Consider the following 19,344-nt stretch of genomic DNA (forward strand, 5'->3'; position numbering starts at 1 on the left):
TAGTACATGAAACCGTAACAGTGATCGTCTAGGAGGAACCACGTTGACTGAAGAACAAAAACCTACTTCTGAAAAATCGGTAAAAAGAAAATCCAACACGTATTGGGAATGGGGAAAGGCCATCATTATAGCGGTCGCTCTTGCGCTTTTAATCCGCCATTTCCTATTTGAACCGTACTTAGTGGAAGGATCATCAATGTACCCGACATTACATGACGGTGAAAGGCTGTTTGTCAACAAAAGCGTCAATTATATCGGAGAAATCGAGCGGGGGGACATCGTCATTATTAACGGCGATACATCGAAAGTCCATTATGTAAAGCGGCTCATCGGAAAACCCGGAGAAACGGTGGAAATGAAAAATGACACACTTTATATAAACGGCAAAAAAATCGATGAACCGTACCTCGCGAGCAATAAAAAAGAAGCGAAAAAACTGGGAGTCAACCTGACGGGAGATTTCGGCCCCGTAAAGGTTCCGAAAGGCAAATACTTCGTCATGGGCGACAATCGGCTGAACTCAATGGACAGCCGGAACGGACTCGGTTTAATTGCCGAAAAACGGATCGTCGGCACCTCGAAGTTTGTGTTCTTCCCGTTTCATGATATGCGTCAGACAAAATAAAAACGCCGCGCTGCCCGATTCGGACAGCAGGCGTTTTTTATTTGGCAAACGAGGCGGCGACGGCGATGAACAATACCGTGGCCAGCACTGATCCGACAATGGCCAGAACGCTGAAAAAAAGATTCACCTGCTGCTTCTCTTTGCCGCGTTTTTCAAGCATCCGTTTTGAAAAGAGATGCGAAAACGTATAAATGAGGGCGATTCCGACGTACAAGCCGATGTCACGGGCCGTAAAGCCTGTGACGGCCAGAAAAACCCCGGTGAAGAAAATCATAAGACAGTATTCTGTGAGTGTTAAAAGCTTCAACTTGTTCCTCCGTGATGAGTATGTATATATATCTATTGTATCACAGCGCTCCGGGTTTGACGCCTGCATCTTTCAAACCCGTATATTCGCAGGGAAACATTTCTCTTCCCCTTTATTCATGGTATACTTTTAATGATGATAGACACGATGGAGGATTCTAAATGATTGCTGTAAATAATGTGAGCTTGCGTTTTGCGGATCGCAAGTTATTTGAAGATGTCAATATTAAATTTACGCCGGGCAACTGCTACGGATTAATAGGCGCAAACGGTGCCGGAAAATCAACATTTTTGAAAATTTTATCCGGTGAGCTGGAGCCGCAGACCGGCGATGTCCATATGAGCCCGGGGGAACGTCTTGCCATTCTGAAGCAGAACCACTTTGAATATGAAGAGTTCGAAGTGCTGAAAGTCGTCATTATGGGACATAAACGTTTATACGAAGTCATGCAGGAAAAAGACGCGATTTATATGAAGCCTGATTTTTCAGATGAAGACGGCATCCGCGCCGCTGAGCTTGAAGGAGAGTTTGCGGAATTAAACGGATGGGAAGCTGAAAGTGAAGCCGCTATTTTGTTAAAGGGTCTGGGCATCTCTGAAGACCTGCATACGAAGAAAATGGCGGACTTAGGCGGTTCAGAAAAGGTGAAAGTGCTTTTGGCACAGGCGCTGTTCGGCAAGCCGGACGTTCTGCTGCTTGATGAACCGACCAACCACTTGGATCTGAAAGCGATTCAGTGGCTGGAAGAGTTTTTAATCAACTTTGAGAACACAGTCATCGTCGTATCCCATGACCGTCACTTTTTAAATAAAGTGTGCACGCACATCGCCGATCTTGATTTTAATAAAATTCAAGTGTACGTCGGCAACTATGATTTCTGGTATGAATCCAGCCAGCTTGCTTTAAAGCTTTCTCAGGAAGCCAACAAGAAAAAAGAAGAGCAGATTAAACAGCTTCAGGAGTTCGTGGCCAGATTCAGCGCCAACGCCTCTAAATCAAAGCAGGCGACATCAAGAAAGAAACTCCTTGATAAAATCACGCTTGATGATATCAAACCGTCATCACGCCGTTATCCTTATGTCAATTTCACGCCGGAACGCGAGATCGGAAATGACGTGCTGCGGGTTGAAGGCTTAACAAAAACGATTGACGGGGTAAAAGTGCTTGATAACGTCAGCTTTATTATGAACAGAGAAGATAAAATCGCTTTTACGGGCCGCAACGAACTTGCCGTTACGACATTGTTTAAAATCATTTCCGGGGAAATGGAAGCAGACAGCGGCACATTTAAATGGGGCGTGACCACTTCTCAGGCGTACTTCCCTAAAGACAACAGCGAATACTTTGACGGCAGCGACGCGAACCTTGTTGACTGGCTCCGCCAATACTCGCCACATGACCAAAGCGAAAGCTTTCTGCGCGGTTTCTTAGGGCGCATGCTGTTCTCAGGAGAAGAAGTCAACAAAAAATCAAACGTCCTTTCCGGAGGAGAAAAAGTGCGCTGCATGCTTTCAAAAGCGATGCTTTCCGGCGCGAATATCTTAATTCTGGATGAACCGACCAACCACTTAGATTTGGAATCCATTACGGCGCTTAACAACGGCTTAATCAGCTTTAAAGGCGCTATGCTGTTTTCATCTCATGACCATCAGTTTGTACAGACAATTGCCAATCGCATTATTGAATTAACGCCTAAAGGCATTGTTGACAAACAAATGTCTTATGACGAATTTCTTGAAAACGCGGATGTACAGAAAAAGCTTGAAGAGCTATACGCGTAATAAAGAAGCAGGGGAGACTCTGCTTTTTTATTTATGAAAAAAGTTTTCAATCTTCTGACTTCCCGTTACAATAAATGAATACATAACTTGAAAAGAGACGGAGGAATGCATCATGAATTTTTTAGTTGTCGGAGCTGGAGGAGTGGGCGGTTATATCGGCGCACGTCTTGCAGAGAAGGGAAATGACGTTACGTTTCTCGTCCGCAAGAAACGGGCGGAACAATTACAAGAAACGGGTTTGACCGTCAAAAGTGCAAAAGGTGATATTTCAATTAAGCCGAAATTAATGATGGCGGGCGAAGAAGCAGCATTTGACGCGGTTATCATCGCTTCAAAAGCGTATTCTTTGCAGGACGTCATTCGGGATGTCAAACCGTTTGTCAAACCTTCGTCGGTCATTATTCCTTTTTTAAACGGATACAGGCACTATAACCAGCTGTTTGAAGCTTTTTCAAAACGGCAGGTGCTGGGCGGCCTCTGCTTTATTGAGAGCGCCCTTAACGACAAAGGGGACATTCTTCATACGAGCGCTGCCCACCGCTTTGTTTTCGGTGAATGGAACGGGGAACGCACGGAACGTATGAATGAGCTGGAAAACGCATTTGCAGGTGTGAAAGCGGATGTCATCATCAGCCGGGATATTGAAAAGGACATTTGGAAAAAATATATGTTTATTGCCGCGCAGGCGGGAGTGACCACTCTGTTTCAACAGCCGGTCGGACCGATTTTAGAAACAGAAGGCGGCCGCAAAACGGCAAAGCGCCTCTTTGCTGAAATCGGAGCCATTTTCAAGGCTGCCGGCATCCCGAAAGATCCTGGTCTGGAAGAAGAGAGTTATCGCACATTGACAAGCATGTCTTACCATATGAAATCGTCGATGCTGAGAGATATGGAAAAGGGCAGGGTGACGGAAGGTGATCATTTACACGGATTTTTGCTTGAGAAAGCGAAAGGCTTGTCCGTTGATACACCTGTTTTGGAAACCGTCTGCGCCAACTTGCAAATGTATGAAGCGAAATAAAAAAGGAGGCCTAAGCGCCTCCTTTTTTTATTAAAATGCCCAGTTTCCGTTTCTGAAGATCGGTTCTCTTTTGCCGTCCGCCGTAATGCCGTCAATATTCATGTCTTTGGAACCGACCATAAAATCTACGTGTGTAATGCTTTCATTTAAGCCCTCTTTGACAAGCTCTTCCCGTGTCATTTTTTTGCCGCCCTCAATATTAAAGGCATACGCACTGCCGATCGCCAAGTGGTTAGAGGCGTTTTCATCGTACAGTGTGTTGTAAAATAAAATATTTGATTGTGAAATCGGTGAATCGTACGGCACTAAGGCCACTTCTCCGAGATAGTGTGAGCCTTCATCGGTTTCGACGATGCCTTTTAAAATCTCCTCGCCTTTTTCAGCTTTCACATCGACAATGCGGCCGTTTTCAAAGGTAAGAGTGAAGTTATCAATAATGTTGCCGCCGTAGCTCAGGGGTTTCGTGCTGGAAACCGTGCCGTTCACTCCGTCACGCTGCGGGAGGGTGAAAACCTCTTCTGTCGGCATGTTGGCCATGAATTCGTGCCCGCTCTCATTCACGCTTCCCGCGCCTGCCCATACATGTTTTTTCGGCAGTTCAATGGTTAAGTCTGTTCCTTCAGCCTGATAATGCAGGGCGCTGTAATGTTTTTTGTTTAAGTGTTCCACTTTTTCATGAAGGTTTTGATCATGTTTTTTCCATGCTTCCACAGGGTTTTCTTCATTTACGCGGGTCGTTTTGAAAATTTCTTCCCATAAAAGCTGAACGGCTGTTTCTTCCGGCTGATCCGGGAACACTTTTTTCGCCCAGCCTGTTGAAGCGGCTCCGATCACCGTCCAGCTGACCTTATCTGATTGAATATATTGTCTGTATGTATGCAATGCTTTTCCGGCGGCTTTTTGGAACGCTGCAATCCGTTTGCCGTCAGTGCCTTTTAACAGGTCGGGGTCGGATGAGACGACAGAAATAAACGCAGCCCCTTTTTTCGCGAGCTCTTCTTTTCCTTTTGCTTCCCATTCAGGATACTCTTCAAACGCTTCAAACGGTGCCATCTCGTATTTTAATCTGGACAGTTCATCGTCCTGCCAATTTACGGTGACGTTTTTTGCGCCTTTTTCATAAGAATGTTTGGCAAGCAGTCTGACAAGTTCCCTAACATCAGTTGAGGCATTGATTACGACATGCTGTCCTTTTTGGACATTGACGCCGACTTCTACCGCCAGCTGAGCATATGTATGTAACTTTTCAGTAAACGAACTCATCGTTCATTCCTCCTCATCGGTTTTTCTCATCATATCAAATATCGCCTCATAAAGGAAAGAAAGGAGCACAAACGAAAAAGACACAGCTTTTGCTGCGTCTTTACGGGTGATTCAGTTTTACGGCGCCGCCGGCCGGAGAATGGGGCATATTGGCCAGTGAAATGCTCATACCCCCCAAAATAATTCCGCTTAAAATGACGGCTACTGCTACGCGTCTTCCCACATCTCTAAGCATATGCTTCCTCCTTAATGTTTCTCCAGTTCTCACAATATGAGCCGGCTGGAGAAAAAAGAAGCACAATCTTATTATTTAATTGCTTTTTGCAGCTTGTCGATGACGTCTAATGAACGCCCCGTGCCGATAGCCACTGATTCAAGCGGATTTGCCGCCAAATGAACGGGAACGACGATTTCATCTGTCAGCCATTCTTTCATCCCGTTTAAAAGGGAGCCTCCGCCGGTTAACACGACGCCGCGGTCAACGATATCACCGCTGAGCTCCGGCGGGCAATCTTCAAGGGTCGCTCTGATCGCTTCAAGAATATGCAGGAGCGACTCACGCATCGCCTGCTGAATTTCATTAGACTGCAGTCTGATTGTCTTCGGCAGACCGGTTACAAGGTCACGCCCGCGGATTTCCATCGTTTCCGGCACATGTTCGATCAATGCAAAGCCGATTTCCATTTTCACTTGTTCTGCCGTACGTTCCCCGATCAGCAGGTTGTATTTTTTTCTGACGAACGAGGCGATATCTTCATCAAGCTGGTCGCCGCCGATTCTGATCGAATGGCAGGATACGACGCCCCCGAATGAGATGATTGCGACTTCAGTCGTACCGCCGCCGATATCTACGACGACGTTTGCGACCGGCTCGTCAACAGGGAGATCGGCCCCGATTGCAGCGGCTACGGGTTCTTCAATCAAGTGAACGTTTTTCGCTCCGCAGTTTTTGACAGCGTCACTGATGGCGCGGCGTTCAACGGCTGTTGAGCCTGAAGGCGTGCAGACGACGACATTCGGTTTGCGGAAGGTCATTCCGATTTTTTTTCCGGCTTTTTTCATAATGTGTTTTAATAAGTCAGTTGTCATATCATAATCAGCAATGACACCGTCTTTCATCGGCCGTACGGCGACGATTTTCCCCGGCGTCTTTCCGATCATGTTTTTGGCATCCGTTCCGATGGCAAGCACCGCTTTCGTTGTTGTATCTACAGCGACAACTGAAGGCTCGTTTAAAATAATTCCTTTATTTTTACTGTAAACAAGTATATTAGCGGTTCCTAAGTCGATTCCGATCTCAGTTGATTGAAACATGTTTTCACCCAATCCCTATCCTGATTTAATTGATTCTACATTTAAAGTTTCTGAGAAAAACCACGATTTTTGGGGGTTTCCGCCGGGAATGAAATGTTTTTGTAAAAAAGGAGGGAAAGTCTGTATCCCATATTTCAAAAGGATTTTCTTTTTGTAAAAAAACATTCAGTTCCGGATGCTGAGAAACTTTTGCTCCGTTTCTTTCGTCTACGTTTATGAAGGATTTTCCTTGGACATAAAGAAGAGACATTAAAGGAAGTAGGGGATTTCTATGAAATCGATTGGTGTAGTAAGAAAAGTAGACGAACTCGGGCGTATTGTCATGCCGATTGAATTGAGAAGAGCATTGGATATCGCTATTAAAGATAGTATTGAATTTTTCGTTGACGGAGACAAAATTGTCTTAAAAAAATACAAGCCGCACGGCATTTGCTTAATGACGGGGGAAATTACTCCCGAAAATCAGGAGTACGGCAACGGCAAAATTATTTTAAGTCCTGAAGGAGCGAAAATGCTGCTTGAGGAAATCGAGGAAGCGTTAAAAGATAGATCATAATCAGCAAAAAGGGCGGAGCATCATTCCGTCCTTTTATTATGAACTTGTGCAAAAACTCACGGGAAAAGTAAGCGAACCTGCTCAATTAATTGGGAATAGTTATCATTTTTTAGTCAATAATGCAGTCAACAATGTTACAATATATGTAGAAATGCTAGCGGCAGGTGGGACTATGGGAAAATATCAAGCGCGTATCATTTCCTTAATCTTGGCAATGATTTTTATTATGTTTTGGGATTATTTATTTTATATGATTGAACGGAATCCGATTAACTGGCCCGTTGACATCACCTTTACCGCCGTCACATTAATCAGCGTCTGGCTGCTGGCTTATTATGTGGATAATAAAAAGCAGCTGCTGGCGGAGCTGAAGGACAGCGAGCAGAAAGCAAAGGCGCTTTCAGATGAGAAAAACCGGATCATGGACAATCTGCAGGAAATCGTTTTTCAGACGGATGCACAAGGGAATATTACATATTTGAATCAGGCCTGGACGGCGATTACGGGCCACTCCATCAGCGAATGTATGGGCACGATGTATAATGATTATTTTATAAAAGAAAAACATATCATTGATTATATTATCTCCCAAATCAAGCAGCAGTCCCCGTCAGGAATGTTTACGGCCAAATATATTAAAAGAGACGGCACGATCTTTTGGGGAGAAGTCCATTATAAGCTGTATTATGACCGCAGACAGAAATTTGTCGGAAGCCTGGGGACGATGTCTGATATCAGTGAACGGAAAAAAGCGGTCGACGAGCTTCTGGAAACGAACGAACGCCTCGCCATGCAATCTCAAAAGCTGGCCATTGCCGGGGAGCTTGCGGCAGGAATCGCCCATGAAGTAAGAAATCCTTTAACGTCAGTCAGCGGCTTTCTCCAGCTGATGAAAGCCCAGTATCCGGAAAGAACGGATTATTTTGATATTATTTTTTCGGAGATTAAAAGAATTGACCTCGTGCTGGGGGAGCTGCTTCTGCTCGCCAAGCCGCAGACCGTGACGTTTACCGCTCATCATCTCAACCATATTTTGCGGCAGGTGGCGACGCTTCTTGACACGAACGCGGTGCTGTCGAACACTGTGATTGAGAAGGATTTCAGGCAGACTGAGTCCTGTATGGTCAACGGTGACGAAAACCAGCTGAAACAGGTATTTATCAATATTATTAAAAATGCAATTGAAGCGATGCCTGACGGCGGGAATATTCATATTTATACAAAACGGGATGAAGAATACGCGGTGATCAGCATACAGGATGAAGGAAACGGCATGTCGAAAGAAAAGCTTGAAAACATCGGGAAACCGTTTTTCTCAACAAAAGATCAGGGAACGGGTCTCGGTCTTCCGATTTGTTTACGAATTCTGAAGGAGCATAATGGTAAACTTAACATTAAGAGCAAAAATGGAGAAGGCAGTACGTTTCAGGTGATTCTGCCGTTAGAAGCGGCTGCTGTCCAAAAGGAGGAAAAATAACTTGCTTCTTTTTGTATACGGTTTGTTACGGAAGCGTGAAGAAAACCATGAACTGCTGAAAGGCGCTCCGTGTGTGTGCGAGCAGGCTGCGATAAACGCCGTGCTGTACGAAACGGATAAAGGTCAGCCTGCGGCGTCTTTAGCAGAAACAGCTTTTGTGTACGGGGAATTGTATGAAACAGATCATCAGATGATCCGTAAGCTGGATGCGTATTATGCTGATTTTGATCGGAAAGAGGTTGCCGTGACGACGGATGCCGGGAATAAAACCGCCTTCGCATATGTCGTAAAGCCCGACCAGTGTGCCTCATTCAGCCGTATCAAAAGCGGAGACTGGAAAGAATACCGTTTTATGAAACGGGAGGATGACAGTCCGGTTTATTATTTCGCATACGGCTCCTGTATGGACAATGCCCGGTTTAAACAGGCGGGGGTCGATCACTTTTTTGCCGAGCCGGTCGGAGGGGCGGTTGTTGAAGGGTATTCGACGAGATTCACGTTAAGGCGTCCTGACGGTTCCAGAGCCGATCTTGTTGAAGATGGGGGACGAACTGAAGGCGTGCTGTACAAGCTTCCGTTTGAAGCGGCAACCTATCTGTACAAAAGAGAAGGTGTTGATAACCACACATACCGTCCCGCGTTCATGGAAGTGTGTGCCGGCGGCCGTGTATACAGAGGCGTCCTGACGTTTCTCGTTCTTGATAAAGCTGAGGAAATTGCGCCTCCGGGTCACTACCAGGAAGAAATCGAACGCGGAGCGGACCTGTATTTATCGCCCGCCTTTTCAGAAAAGCTTAAACGCTATATGAACTCATTGCCGAAAATGTGATACTATTCCTATTAGAGATATTGTTTAAAGGAGTACTGTTATGAAAAAAGAGTTTGCCGTTATCGGTCTCGGACGCTTCGGCGGAAGTATTTGCAAAGCATTAAGTGAAGAAGGCCTTGAGGTCATGGCGATGGATATTGATGAAGATAAAGTAAATGAATACGCCAAAATCGCATCACACGCGGTCATCGGCGATTCAACCGATGAATCAGTGCTGAAAAACTTAGGGCTGCGCAACTTTGACCACGTCATTGTGGCAATCGGCGAAAATATACAGGCGAGCATTTTAACGACGCTGATCTTAAAGGAACTCGGCGTGAACACGATCACGGTTAAAGCGCAGAACGATTATCATGAGAAAGTGCTTGCGAAAATCGGGGCCGACCACATCGTCCATCCTGAACGTGACATGGCAAAACGCATCGCCCACAACATCGTATCAAATAATGTGCTTGATTATTTGGAGCTGTCCGACGAACACAGCATTGTGGAGATCGTGGCCAACAGCAGGCTTGCGGGCAACACACTGCTTGATCTGGACATCCGGGCGAAGTACGGCATTAATATCGTGGCCATCAAGAGAGAAAAAGAAGTGATCGTATCTCCCCTGGCGACTGAAATGATCCAAAAAGAAGATATTCTCATCGTTATCGGCTCTCTTACGGACATTTCCCGATTTGAAAAAAGAGTGCTTCATACAAAGTGAAAAGCCGTCCGTAAAAGGACGGTCTTTTATTATGTCAGAATAGAAAGACATTTATCATGTAAGCGGTATTTTCCGCAATTTTTATTGACTATGATCAGGCGATCCGATAGCATATTGTACCATATAAAGAAAAAGAGGAGGCCTCATTTTGAACAAAGAAACACTGGCTGAACGGCTGAATGCATCAGCCGGCAGACAAAAAGCCGATACCGTCATTAAAAACGGAAAAATCATGGATGTATTTAACCAGGAATGGATTTCTGCAGATATCGCCATTACGGGCGGAGTGATCGTCGGGCTGGGCGAATATGAAGGGGAAGAAGTCATTGATGCAGAAGGTCAAATGATCGTTCCGGGCTTTATTGACGGACATGTTCATATCGAGTCCTCTATGGTTACTCCGATTGAATTTGCTAAAGCTGTCCTCCCACACGGAGTGACTACTGTCATTACTGATCCTCACGAAATTGCGAACGTTTCCGGAGCAAAAGGCATTTCTTTTATGATAGAGCAGGCGAAAAAGGCGCCGCTGAACATCCGTTTCATGCTTCCTTCCTGTGTTCCCGCCGCTAGCTTTGAACGCTCAGGAGCCGTATTAAAAGCCGAGGATTTAAAGCCTTTTTATCAGGAGAAAGAGGTGCTCGGACTTGCGGAAGTAATGGATTATGTGTCTGTTGCGGAAGGTGAAGAGGATATGCTTCAGAAACTGCTTGATGCCAAGCGTCACGGAAAACGGATCGACGGGCATTTAGCCGGACTGTCTTCAGATATCATCAATATATACAGAACCGCAATGGTGTCAAATGATCATGAAGTGACGACAAAAGAAGAAGCACTGGACAGAATCAGACGGGGAATGTATGTCATGCTGCGCGAAGGATCGGTGGCAAAAAATACGCTCAATGTGCTGCCGGCGGTGAATGAAAAAAACGCGCGGCGCTTTTTCTTTTGCACGGATGATAAGCATGTAGATGACCTGCTTTCAGAAGGAAGTGTGAACCACCAAGTCAAAATGGCGATAAAGGCGGGACTTGATCCATTCCTTGCGTATCAGCTCGCCAGCTTAAATGCGGCTGAGTGCTACGGCCTTGAAACAAAAGGGGCGGTAGCGCCGGGTTTTGACGCAGATCTGCTGTTCATTTCAGATGTACGGGAGGCTGCCGTCACGAAGACTATGGTCGCCGGCCGGACCGTTGCCGAGAACGGACGCACGGTTTATGAACAGTCTGCCGGTTCCTATTCGCCAGACCAGGCGCTGTTGGATACAGTGCGGCTGAAAGCGCCGCTGACTGAATCGGATTTTCATATACCGATTCAAGAAGGCAAGAAAATGAATGTAATCGAAATGATACCGAATCATTTGGAGACGAGAAAAAAAGAAGTGCCTGCACCGTCTGCTGACGCGTTTCGTCCTGATACAGAAAATGATTTATTAAAAATCGCCGTCGCAGAGCGGCACAGCGGCGAAAAAATGATAGGACTCGGGATTGTACAAGGGTTCGGGTTAAAAGAAGGCGCCATCGCCACAACCATTTCTCACGATTCCCATAATATCATCGCTGTCGGTACAAACGATGCCGATTTGGCAAAAGCAATCAACAGGCTCCGTGACACCGGAGGAGGATTAACTGCCGTGAAAAACGGAGAATTGCTTCACTCCGTTCCGCTTCCGATCGCCGGGCTTTTGTCTGATAAGTCGGCGGAATGGGTCAATGACAGCTTGGGCGTGCTTCATGAAAAGCTTCCTCTGCTCGGATTCACCGGTGATTTCAATCCGTTTCTCACATTATCGTTTTTAGCGCTTCCGGTGATTCCGGATATTAAAATGACAGCGGCCGGTCTGTTTGATGTCAAAGCCTTTCAGCATATTCCGCTGCAATAAAAAAAACTGCACTCGTAATGAGTGCAGTTTTTTTTTAGACCTCCATAATGATCGGAAGGATCATCGGGCGGCGTTTTGTTTTTTCGTATAGGAACGGAGCAAGCGTATCGGTAATTTCGTTTTTAATTTCGGACCACTGCGTTGTTTTCCGATCCATTACTTTCTCCAAATGGTTCGAAATGAGCTGCTGCGCGTCATTGATCAAATCACCGGATTCTCTCATGTATACAAAACCTCTTGAGATTAAATCAGGCCCCGCCGAAACCTTAAAGTCGTCCATATTGATGCTGACAACAACGATAACAAGGCCTTCTTCTGAAAGAATGCGGCGGTCGCGGAGCACGATATTGCCGATATCACCGATTCCGCTTCCGTCAATGTAAACGGAGCCGGACGGAATTTTGCCTGCCACAGCGGCTTCTTCGCCTTTGAGGGCCAGCACTTCGCCATTATCCATGATAAAGCAGTTTTCTTCAGGTATACCGCAATCAGTCGCGAGTTTGACGTGCATTTTCTGCATTCTGTACTCACCGTGAATCGGCATAAAGAACTTCGGTTTGATCAGGCGGAGCATTAATTTCTGCTCTTCCTGTCCGCCGTGTCCGGATGTATGAATGTCATTCAATGAACCGTGAATGACTTCTGCGCCCGCACGGTACAGCTGGTTGATGGTGCGGCTTACGCTGATTGTGTTTCCGGGAATCGGAGAGGAAGAAAAGACGACCGTATCTCCGGGATTAATGGAAATCTGCCGGTGCGTCCCGTTAGCGATGCGTGATAACGCCGCCATCGGTTCACCTTGGCTTCCCGTACATAAAATTGTTACTTTATTGGCAGGCAAACGATTGATTTCGTTATGCTCAATAAACGTATTTTTAGGACAGGTAATGTAGCCGAGATTTTGTCCGATTTCAATAGCCGATTCCATACTGCGTCCGAATACGGCAACTTTTCTGCCTTTTAAAACGGCTGCTTCAATCACCTGCTGAAGACGGTGTATATTCGAAGCAAATGTCGCAAATATAATTCTGCCGTCCACTTTTCGGAAAATATCGTGAATGCTTTCGCCTACGCGGCGTTCTGACATGGTGAAATCAGGAACCTCACTGTTTGTACTGTCAGAAAGCAGGCACAGAACGCCTTCTTTCCCGATTTCAGCCATCTTTGTCAAGTTTGCCGGTTCGCCTACCGGTGTGAAATCGAACTTAAAGTCCCCGGTATGTACGATATTGCCCGGCGGTGTTTTGACGACGATTCCGTATGAATCCGGAATGCTGTGTGTCGTTCTGAAGAAGGATACAGATGTCTTGCGGAACTTCACGATGTCGTCTTCACCGATGATGTTTAATTTGGTCTGTCTTAACAGCCCGTGCTCTTCAAGTTTATTCCGAAGTAAGCCGATCGCGAGTTTACCGCCGTAAACGGGAATATTTACTTGTCTGAGCAGGTACGGAATACCGCCGATATGGTCTTCGTGACCGTGGGTGATAAACAGACCTTTAATTTTATCTTCATTTTTTACTAAATACGTGTAATCGGGGATTACGTAATCAATGCCGAGAAGTTCATCTTCCGGGAACTTGATTCCCGCATCAATCAGTACAATTTCATCCTGAAACTGCACCCCGTACGTATTTTTTCCGATCTCGCCCAATCCGCCGAGGGCGAAAACGGCAGTCTGGTCATTTTTTACAAATTTCATTCCGCTCATAACTCCAATACTTTAAAATTTTCGCTCTGCTTCTCATATTCTAAAAAAGCACCATCCACAGGCTGAACAAATTCAATGTTGTATTTCTGATCTTTCAGTTTCGTTCTGACGTCCCGTTCTGAAACGCCCTCAATGTAAAGTGAATCTGTTTTTTCCCGAACAGGTACTTCGTCAGCCTTCTTTTGATAAAATACCTTATAAATCATCCAAATCTCTCCTTAAATGCCGTATGTTAGACTCGCTTATTCTATTATATTCGAAAACGGATTATAAGGAAAGTCTCGAGCAAAAAAGGGACTTTCAAAAACCGAAAGATCCCTTCTACGCGATGACTTTTTTCCGGAGCATTCCGCCCCACTGTCTTCTGAGTTTCTTCCGTAACCGGCGCAGCATCGTATACCTCCTTTAAAGCCCTTTATAGCAGTAGTATGCGGAAAAAATGAATTTGTTTTCGTGGGTAAAACTGGAATTTCATCAAGGCGGTTTTCCGGAAGAAAAACTTTCTGTATGATGATATTGAAAAAGACACGACTGATAAACGGGAAAAAGGAGAAATTGACATGAAACCAAAACTGATCTTTTTTGATATTGACGGTACGATCTATGACCATGATAAACATATTCCCGATAGCGCAAGAAACGCCGTGAAGGCGCTTAAAGAGGCTGGCCATCACGTTTTTATCGCCAGCGGAAGGTCCCCGTTTATGGTAAAACCGATTCTGGAAGAGCTTGAGATTGAATCATTTATTTCATACAACGGCCAGTATGTCGTATTTGAAGGTGAGGTCATTTATAAAAATCCGCTTCCTGAAGATGCGGTTGCGCGTTTATTAGAGCAGGCGGCAGAAGGGGAGCACCCCGTCGTATTTATGGCGGAAGACACGATGAAAACGACCGTCCCCGGACATCCGCACGTCTCGGAAGGAATCGGCAGTCTGAAAGCGCCTTATCCCGAAGTTGATGAAACTTTTTATAAAGGAAAAGAAATTTATCAGCTGCTTTTATTCTGCCGCGGATATGAAGAAAAAGCATATGCCGCTTTTCCGGAGTTTGATTACGTCCGCTGGCACGAATTGTCAACGGATGTGCTTCCGAAAGGCGGTTCAAAAGCGGAAGGCATTAAAAGAGTGCTTGAGCGGCTTCCGTACGGCGTAAGTGACACTTATGCATTCGGCGACGGATTAAATGACCTTGAGATGATCCGTTTTGTCGGCACCGGGGTGGCGATGGGAAATGCGGTTCCGGAATTAAAAGCCGCCGCCGATTTCGTCACAAAGCCGGTGGATGAAGAGGGAATCAGCTGGGCCGTCAAAGAACTGGGCCTTTTGAAATAAAGAAAACCGGCACTTTGGGAAGTGCCGGTTATTTTTAACGGTCAATGGCAATGGCGTTTTCAGGTTCTTTGAACGGATTTTCTTTATCGATATGGTCGTAAAACATCACGCCGTTCAGATGATCGATTTCGTGCTGAAACACGATGGCCGGAAAACCTTTGAGGCGGATGTCAATCTGTTCTCCTTCAAGCGTCACCGCCTTTACGCGGATGCGGGCGTAGCGCGGCACATAGCCGGGAATGGGTTCGTCTACCGACAGGCAGCCTTCTCCGCTCGTCAAGTAGCTTTTTTCCACTGAGTGGCTGACGATCTTAGGGTTAAAAAGAGCATAGCTGTATAAAGTGCCTTTCGCATCTTCTGCATGGACGGCGATCATCCGTTTTTTTACGTCTGTTTGGGGAGCGGCAAGGCCGACGCCCGGACGAAGCTTGTATTTCTCGGCTAATTCAGGATTTTGGCTGTTTTTCACAAACTCAATCATATCAGCAAGATGCTGTTTTTCTTCGTCAGAAGCGGGAAGCTGAACTTCTTCAGCGATCTCTCTGAGCGCGGGATGTCCGTCGCGTACAATATTTTCCATAGTAATCAAGAAACTTCACTCCTAAAGCTTAATATGTAAATTATAGCGAATTTCTTTATCGCGGCGCAACGAAACAATTGGCCGGCCATAGCAGGCCGGCCGATGTTCATGTTGTATAGGGTCAGCAGCCGCAGCCTAAATAAGCGGCACCGACGATGATTAATAAGATAAACAATACGACGATTAATGCGAATGTGCGGCCGTAACCGCCGCCGCAGCCGTAACCGTAACCGCCGCCATAACCATATCCGCCGCCGCAGCAACCGCCGCCAAATCCGCCGCCAAATCCATATCCGTACATAAAAAAACCTCCTCTTTTAATTACGCTGACCCTCTGTCAGCAGGGCCGGCGTCTACTATAAACTATGTAAAAGCCAAAAAGATGTATGGTCATCCGCCCTGTTTTCTCAATTTTTTATGCAAGTATTCTTTGACAGCACCGTAAGCGTCTTTTTACCCGGTCATGTCAATTACAGCTCAGCTATTGTCAAAAAGCGTTCGGGCTTCTATAGTGGAAATTGTCAAGATTGGGGGATTTTAAGTGAATATGATTCAAAAAAAGGTATTAGCAGGAATCGGAGCGCTCGGCGCCGCAAGTATGCTGCTTGCCGGCTGCGGGGGAAAAGATCCGGTTGAATCGCTTCATGACTCGATGGAAAAAGCCGTTCAAGCGGAAAAACCGTTTCAAAAAGAGCAGAAAACATTAGAAAAATTGGAGAAAAAAGAGCATCAGCTATACGACAGCGCGGTTAAACTGAATATGGATGATTACCAGAAAATTGTCACACTGTCTGATCAGGCTCTGAGCAATGCAAATCAGCGAAAAAAACATCTGAAAGCAGAAAAAGACAGTATTGATGATTCAAAAAAAGCGTTTGAATCCGCAAAAAAAACTTCTCAAGAAATAAAGGATAAGAAAGTAAAAGAAAAAGCCGGGCATGCTGTCGCTTTAATGGGGAAAAGGTATGCATCTTATGATCTTTTGTACAAAAAGTACGAAAAAGCCATTTCACTTGATAAGGACCTTTATAAACTGATTAAAGATAAAAAGCTCACATTAGCGCAGCTGGAAGAGCAAATCAGCAAAGTAAACTCAGTTTACGAAAAGGTGCATAAACAAGCAGATGAGTTCAATCAATTTACTAAAGACTACAACAAAGAGAAAGAACTATTATTCCGTAAATAGTATAGTGAAGGCATATCGGCATGGGCTGATGAACTGATAACAACCGAGTTCAGCCGCCTGTAAAAAGGCGGCTGAAGAATTGGTATATACGTGTGTTTCCCATTGACAACAAGTAAATCATGGTATAGTATTTATTTAGGGAAATATTCACATAAAACCAATCGTTGTTTCGGCACGTTGGAATGTTTTTATTATATTGATATATATAAAACAGAATGAAAATGTGATTTTAATTATCAGAAAATTCTATCTATTTATATTTGCGGCAATATGATATTTGTACATGCTTTTTGCTTTTAAACCTTTATCCGGCATAAAGGTTTTTTTATTTTGCTTAATAATGCTTATTAAGTAAGGGTGCTGAGAGTAAACGACAATTTTAAAATTGAAGTGAAAAACGTTAATCAAATCGGAACGAAAAGAAACGGCAGAAATACGGAACAGGAGGAAAACAAATGCTTGCTTACGTCTTTCCCGGACAGGGAGCGCAGTTTAAAGGAATGGGCAGAGACTTATTCGATGAATTCAGTGAGCTCATTAAAAAGGCAGATCATATTTTAGGATACTCCATAAAGGATTTATGCCTTTCAGATGAAAAAGAGAGGCTGACTGATACGAAGTATACACAACCTGCAATTTATACAGTGAGCGCACTGCAATATTTAAAGGGTTTAAAAGAAGGTCATACACGCCCTGATGCTGTGGCAGGACATAGTCTGGGTGAATATACTGCGCTTTTTGCGGCCGGCGTTTTTAATTTTGAAACAGGTCTCCGGCTGGTTGCTAAAAGAGGCGAGTTAATGAGTGAGGCTTCCGAGGGCGGAATGGCTGCCGTGATCGGACTGGATGAGCATCACATAAAAAAAATACTTCAGAAGTATGAATTCGGCCAAATAGATATCGCCAATTACAACACATCTTCACAAATTGTGATAGCAGGGGCTGCAGATGAGATAAAGCGGGCAGCCTCTTTTTTTGAAAAAGAAGGGGCGAAAGCTTATATCGTATTGCAAGTCGGCGGAGCTTTTCATTCTCGTTTCATGGAAAGTGCACAGCGTGAATTTGCAGAATTTATCGGGGAGTTTCATTTTTCTGAATTGAATTTCCCGGTCATCTCTAACTATACGGCAAGACCTTATAAACAAGAAGATATCAAACGGAATTTAATTGAACAAATAACAAACTCGGTGAAATGGACTGAAAGCATCAGGTATCTAATGGGACAAGGCGTAACTGTGTTTGAAGAGATCGGTCCCGGCAACATTCTGACTAAATTAATTCAAACCATACAAAGAGATGAGGAACCGCTTACTATCAATGCGCCGGAAGACAGTCTCTTTTTTTCTGAATGGAACAAGGACAATTCGGAAAGCGGGAAAGAGCATAGCCTCTTGGCCGAAAATATAGAGAGCGGTGCAGCTTCACCGGTGTCCCGATTGGGTGATCAATCTTTCAAAGAAGATTACGGTTTGACATACGCGTATTTGGCAGGTGCGATGCATAGAGGGATCTCTTCCGCTGAAATGCTGATCCGCCTCGGGAAGAAAGGAATGCTGGGGTTCTTTGGCACAGCGGGTTTACCTATAAGGGAAATTGAACAGGCCCTTATTTCTATTAAGAAGACACTCAAAAATGGCCAGCCCTACGGAATGAATCTGCGATTTGAGCCGGATCATCAAGATAGAGAAAAGGAATTGATAGATTTATATATCAAGCATGACGTACGAGTAATAGAAGCGTCTTCGTATCTTTCCGTCAGCGCACCATTAATTTATTACAAGGCGCATCAGTTGAAGATAGACAAAAGCGGCAGGGTTATACCTCATAATCGGATCATTGCCAAAGTTTCACGGCCGGAAGTTGCGGCCGCATTTCTGAGTCCGCCTCCTCAAAGTATCGTAAAGAGAATGTGTCAGCACGGTATGCTGACGGAAGAGCAGGCGGGGTGGCTCAGCCGTATTCCGGCAGCAGACGATATCATTATTGAAGCAGATTGCGGAAGTAATACTGAACAGGGCTCATTGACGGCGATGCTGCCGTTTTTTGTTAACCTGCGGGATGAGATGATGGAAACACACAAATACGCAAGGAAGATAAGGATCGGGGCTGCGGGAGGAATCGGGACTCCCGAGTCTGCGGCGTCTGCTTTTTTAATGGGCGCTGATTTTATTATGACGGGATCCATTAATCAATGTACAGTTGAAGCCGAAACAAGCGGTTTTATTAAAGAAATGCTGAGTGAGACAGGAATATGCGATACTGCTTATGCGCCTTCGGAGACTCTGTTTGAGTTCGGAACAAAGGTTCAGGTGCTGAAAAAGGGCACGCTGTTTCCGGTCAGGGCAAATAAATTATTTCAAATCTACCAACAATATGAGTCTTTGAGTGAGATAGATGAAAAGACAAAGATTCAGCTCGAAAATGATTATTTTAACAAGACTTTTGATGAAATCTACGAAAGCATAATAGATAAACAGCCGAACCTGGCCCAAAAAGCTGAGCGCAATCAAAAATATAAGATGCTGTTACTATTTAAGTGGTATTTGCAAAGAGGATGTCTGCTTGCTTTGGAAGGGAAGGAAGAACAAAAGGTGAATTTCCAAGTTCATTGCGGCCCGTCTTTAGGCGCTTTTAATCATTGGGTAAAGGGCACGGATTTGGAATCATGGAGAAACAGACATGTCGATGACATTGGTGAAAAATTGATGAATGAGACCGAAAGTCTGCTAAGGCGCAGATTGGATACGTTATTTCTACACTAAAGAAGAGGCG

19 protein-coding genes are annotated in these 19,344 nt (G+C 44.9%); 11 read left to right on the top strand and 8 right to left on the bottom strand.

The window, feature by feature from the left end:
• Positions 1–43: 43 nt before the first annotated feature.
• The gene (sipT, locus tag BXO87_RS03515) at positions 44–625 is read left to right on the top strand and encodes a signal peptidase I sipT (protein ID WP_007611132.1); all 582 of its coding nucleotides are present in this window, start codon (positions 44–46) and stop codon (positions 623–625) included.
• 37 nt (positions 626–662) lie between these two features.
• Here sipT and BXO87_RS03520 read toward each other — a convergent pair whose 3' ends face one another.
• Positions 663–932, bottom strand: coding sequence for a hypothetical protein (locus tag BXO87_RS03520; protein WP_020955755.1), 270 nt, complete (start codon positions 930–932; stop codon positions 663–665).
• A gap of 161 nt (positions 933–1,093) precedes the next feature.
• On the opposite strand from BXO87_RS03520, the gene BXO87_RS03525 reads away from it, so the two are divergent.
• Together BXO87_RS03525 and BXO87_RS03530 are read left to right on the top strand one after the other, a co-directional pair.
• The gene (locus BXO87_RS03525) at positions 1,094–2,713 is read left to right on the top strand and encodes an ABC-F family ATP-binding cassette domain-containing protein (protein WP_007611134.1); all 1,620 of its coding nucleotides are present in this window, start codon (positions 1,094–1,096) and stop codon (positions 2,711–2,713) included.
• A gap of 112 nt (positions 2,714–2,825) precedes the next feature.
• Positions 2,826–3,734: a ketopantoate reductase family protein gene (locus BXO87_RS03530; protein ID WP_038457869.1), complete on the top strand. Its 909-nt coding sequence runs from the start codon at positions 2,826–2,828 to the stop codon at positions 3,732–3,734.
• A gap of 30 nt (positions 3,735–3,764) precedes the next feature.
• On the opposite strand, the gene BXO87_RS03535 is transcribed toward BXO87_RS03530, so the two are convergent.
• The 3 genes from BXO87_RS03535 to mreBH form a co-directional block, all read right to left on the bottom strand.
• Positions 3,765–4,997, bottom strand: coding sequence for an aminopeptidase (locus BXO87_RS03535; RefSeq protein WP_038457870.1), 1,233 nt, complete (start codon positions 4,995–4,997; stop codon positions 3,765–3,767).
• A gap of 100 nt (positions 4,998–5,097) precedes the next feature.
• The gene (locus BXO87_RS20450) at positions 5,098–5,232 is read right to left on the bottom strand and encodes a protein YkpC (protein WP_003154559.1); all 135 of its coding nucleotides are present in this window, start codon (positions 5,230–5,232) and stop codon (positions 5,098–5,100) included.
• Between the two features lie 71 nt (positions 5,233–5,303).
• Positions 5,304–6,311, bottom strand: coding sequence for a cell shape-determining protein MreBH (gene mreBH / locus BXO87_RS03540; protein WP_038460721.1), 1,008 nt, complete (start codon positions 6,309–6,311; stop codon positions 5,304–5,306).
• Positions 6,312–6,582: 271 nt separating this feature from the next.
• Between mreBH and BXO87_RS03550 the strand changes: the two genes are divergently transcribed.
• The 5 genes from BXO87_RS03550 (at position 6,583) to ade (ending at position 11,761) form a co-directional block, all read left to right on the top strand.
• Positions 6,583–6,867, top strand: coding sequence for an AbrB/MazE/SpoVT family DNA-binding domain-containing protein (locus BXO87_RS03550; RefSeq protein ID WP_003154557.1), 285 nt, complete (start codon positions 6,583–6,585; stop codon positions 6,865–6,867).
• A gap of 172 nt (positions 6,868–7,039) precedes the next feature.
• Positions 7,040–8,344 (top strand): ATP-binding protein, encoded by a 1,305-nt coding sequence (locus BXO87_RS03555; RefSeq protein ID WP_032874761.1) that lies wholly within the window; start codon positions 7,040–7,042, stop codon positions 8,342–8,344.
• 1 nt (position 8,345) lies between these two features.
• A complete protein-coding gene (locus BXO87_RS03560; protein ID WP_038457871.1) occupies positions 8,346–9,173 on the top strand; it encodes a gamma-glutamylcyclotransferase family protein in 828 nt (275 codons plus the stop codon).
• 40 nt (positions 9,174–9,213) lie between these two features.
• Positions 9,214–9,879 (top strand): Ktr system potassium transporter KtrC, encoded by a 666-nt coding sequence (gene ktrC / locus BXO87_RS03565; RefSeq protein WP_038457872.1) that lies wholly within the window; start codon positions 9,214–9,216, stop codon positions 9,877–9,879.
• A 148-nt stretch (positions 9,880–10,027) separates the two neighbouring features.
• A complete protein-coding gene (gene ade, locus BXO87_RS03570) occupies positions 10,028–11,761 on the top strand; it encodes an adenine deaminase (RefSeq protein WP_038457873.1) in 1,734 nt (577 codons plus the stop codon).
• A 34-nt stretch (positions 11,762–11,795) separates the two neighbouring features.
• Here the strand turns inward: ade and rnjA are convergent, their stop codons facing one another.
• The gene (gene rnjA / locus BXO87_RS03575) at positions 11,796–13,463 is read right to left on the bottom strand and encodes a ribonuclease J1 (RefSeq protein ID WP_007611151.1); all 1,668 of its coding nucleotides are present in this window, start codon (positions 13,461–13,463) and stop codon (positions 11,796–11,798) included.
• Between the two features lie 5 nt (positions 13,464–13,468).
• Positions 13,469–13,678 carry a DNA-dependent RNA polymerase subunit epsilon gene (locus BXO87_RS03580; RefSeq protein ID WP_007611152.1) on the bottom strand — a complete coding sequence of 70 codons (210 nt, stop codon included), beginning with the start codon at positions 13,676–13,678 and terminating at the stop codon, positions 13,469–13,471.
• Positions 13,679–14,032: 354 nt separating this feature from the next.
• On the opposite strand from BXO87_RS03580, the gene BXO87_RS03590 reads away from it, so the two are divergent.
• Positions 14,033–14,806, top strand: a complete 774-nt coding sequence (locus tag BXO87_RS03590) for a Cof-type HAD-IIB family hydrolase (RefSeq protein WP_038457875.1) — start codon at positions 14,033–14,035, stop codon at positions 14,804–14,806.
• A gap of 34 nt (positions 14,807–14,840) precedes the next feature.
• Here the strand turns inward: BXO87_RS03590 and def are convergent, their stop codons facing one another.
• Both def and BXO87_RS03600 read right to left on the bottom strand, forming a co-directional pair.
• A complete protein-coding gene (def, locus tag BXO87_RS03595; RefSeq protein WP_003154544.1) occupies positions 14,841–15,395 on the bottom strand; it encodes a peptide deformylase in 555 nt (184 codons plus the stop codon).
• A 112-nt stretch (positions 15,396–15,507) separates the two neighbouring features.
• Positions 15,508–15,687: a YjcZ family sporulation protein gene (locus BXO87_RS03600; protein ID WP_007409651.1), complete on the bottom strand. Its 180-nt coding sequence runs from the start codon at positions 15,685–15,687 to the stop codon at positions 15,508–15,510.
• Positions 15,688–15,933: 246 nt separating this feature from the next.
• Here BXO87_RS03600 and BXO87_RS03605 point away from each other — a divergent pair, with 246 nt between their 5' ends.
• On the top strand, positions 15,934–16,572 hold the full coding sequence (locus tag BXO87_RS03605; protein WP_032864631.1) for a YkyA family protein: 639 nt from the start codon (positions 15,934–15,936) through the stop codon (positions 16,570–16,572).
• Positions 16,573–17,027: 455 nt separating this feature from the next.
• On the top strand, positions 17,028–19,334 hold the full coding sequence (gene fabD, locus BXO87_RS03615) for an ACP S-malonyltransferase (RefSeq protein WP_038457876.1): 2,307 nt from the start codon (positions 17,028–17,030) through the stop codon (positions 19,332–19,334).
• Positions 19,335–19,344: the final 10 nt, after the last annotated feature.

The sequence above is a fragment of the Bacillus sp. GZB genome, assembly GCF_001975995.1.
Taxonomy (GTDB): domain Bacteria; phylum Bacillota; class Bacilli; order Bacillales; family Bacillaceae; genus Bacillus; species Bacillus velezensis.

Excerpts from the sequence above, each read along its gene's own strand:
- BXO87_RS03525 (WP_007611134.1), top strand. The coding sequence starts at position 1,094 with ATGATTGCTGTAAATAATGTGAGCTTGCGTTTTGCGGATCGCAAGTTA.
- rnjA (WP_007611151.1), bottom strand. The coding sequence starts at position 13,463 with ATGAAATTTGTAAAAAATGACCAGACTGCCGTTTTCGCCCTCGGCGGA.
- BXO87_RS20450 (WP_003154559.1), bottom strand. The coding sequence starts at position 5,232 with ATGCTTAGAGATGTGGGAAGACGCGTAGCAGTAGCCGTCATTTTAAGC.
- BXO87_RS03530 (WP_038457869.1), top strand. The coding sequence starts at position 2,826 with ATGAATTTTTTAGTTGTCGGAGCTGGAGGAGTGGGCGGTTATATCGGC.
- fabD (WP_038457876.1), top strand. The coding sequence starts at position 17,028 with ATGCTTGCTTACGTCTTTCCCGGACAGGGAGCGCAGTTTAAAGGAATG.
- BXO87_RS03600 (WP_007409651.1), bottom strand. The coding sequence starts at position 15,687 with ATGTACGGATATGGATTTGGCGGCGGATTTGGCGGCGGTTGCTGCGGC.
- mreBH (WP_038460721.1), bottom strand. The coding sequence starts at position 6,311 with ATGTTTCAATCAACTGAGATCGGAATCGACTTAGGAACCGCTAATATA.
- BXO87_RS03535 (WP_038457870.1), bottom strand. The coding sequence starts at position 4,997 with ATGAGTTCGTTTACTGAAAAGTTACATACATATGCTCAGCTGGCGGTA.
- BXO87_RS03590 (WP_038457875.1), top strand. The coding sequence starts at position 14,033 with ATGAAACCAAAACTGATCTTTTTTGATATTGACGGTACGATCTATGAC.
- BXO87_RS03550 (WP_003154557.1), top strand. The coding sequence starts at position 6,583 with ATGAAATCGATTGGTGTAGTAAGAAAAGTAGACGAACTCGGGCGTATT.
- BXO87_RS03555 (WP_032874761.1), top strand. The coding sequence starts at position 7,040 with ATGGGAAAATATCAAGCGCGTATCATTTCCTTAATCTTGGCAATGATT.
- BXO87_RS03605 (WP_032864631.1), top strand. The coding sequence starts at position 15,934 with ATGATTCAAAAAAAGGTATTAGCAGGAATCGGAGCGCTCGGCGCCGCA.
- BXO87_RS03580 (WP_007611152.1), bottom strand. The coding sequence starts at position 13,678 with ATGATTTATAAGGTATTTTATCAAAAGAAGGCTGACGAAGTACCTGTT.
- ktrC (WP_038457872.1), top strand. The coding sequence starts at position 9,214 with ATGAAAAAAGAGTTTGCCGTTATCGGTCTCGGACGCTTCGGCGGAAGT.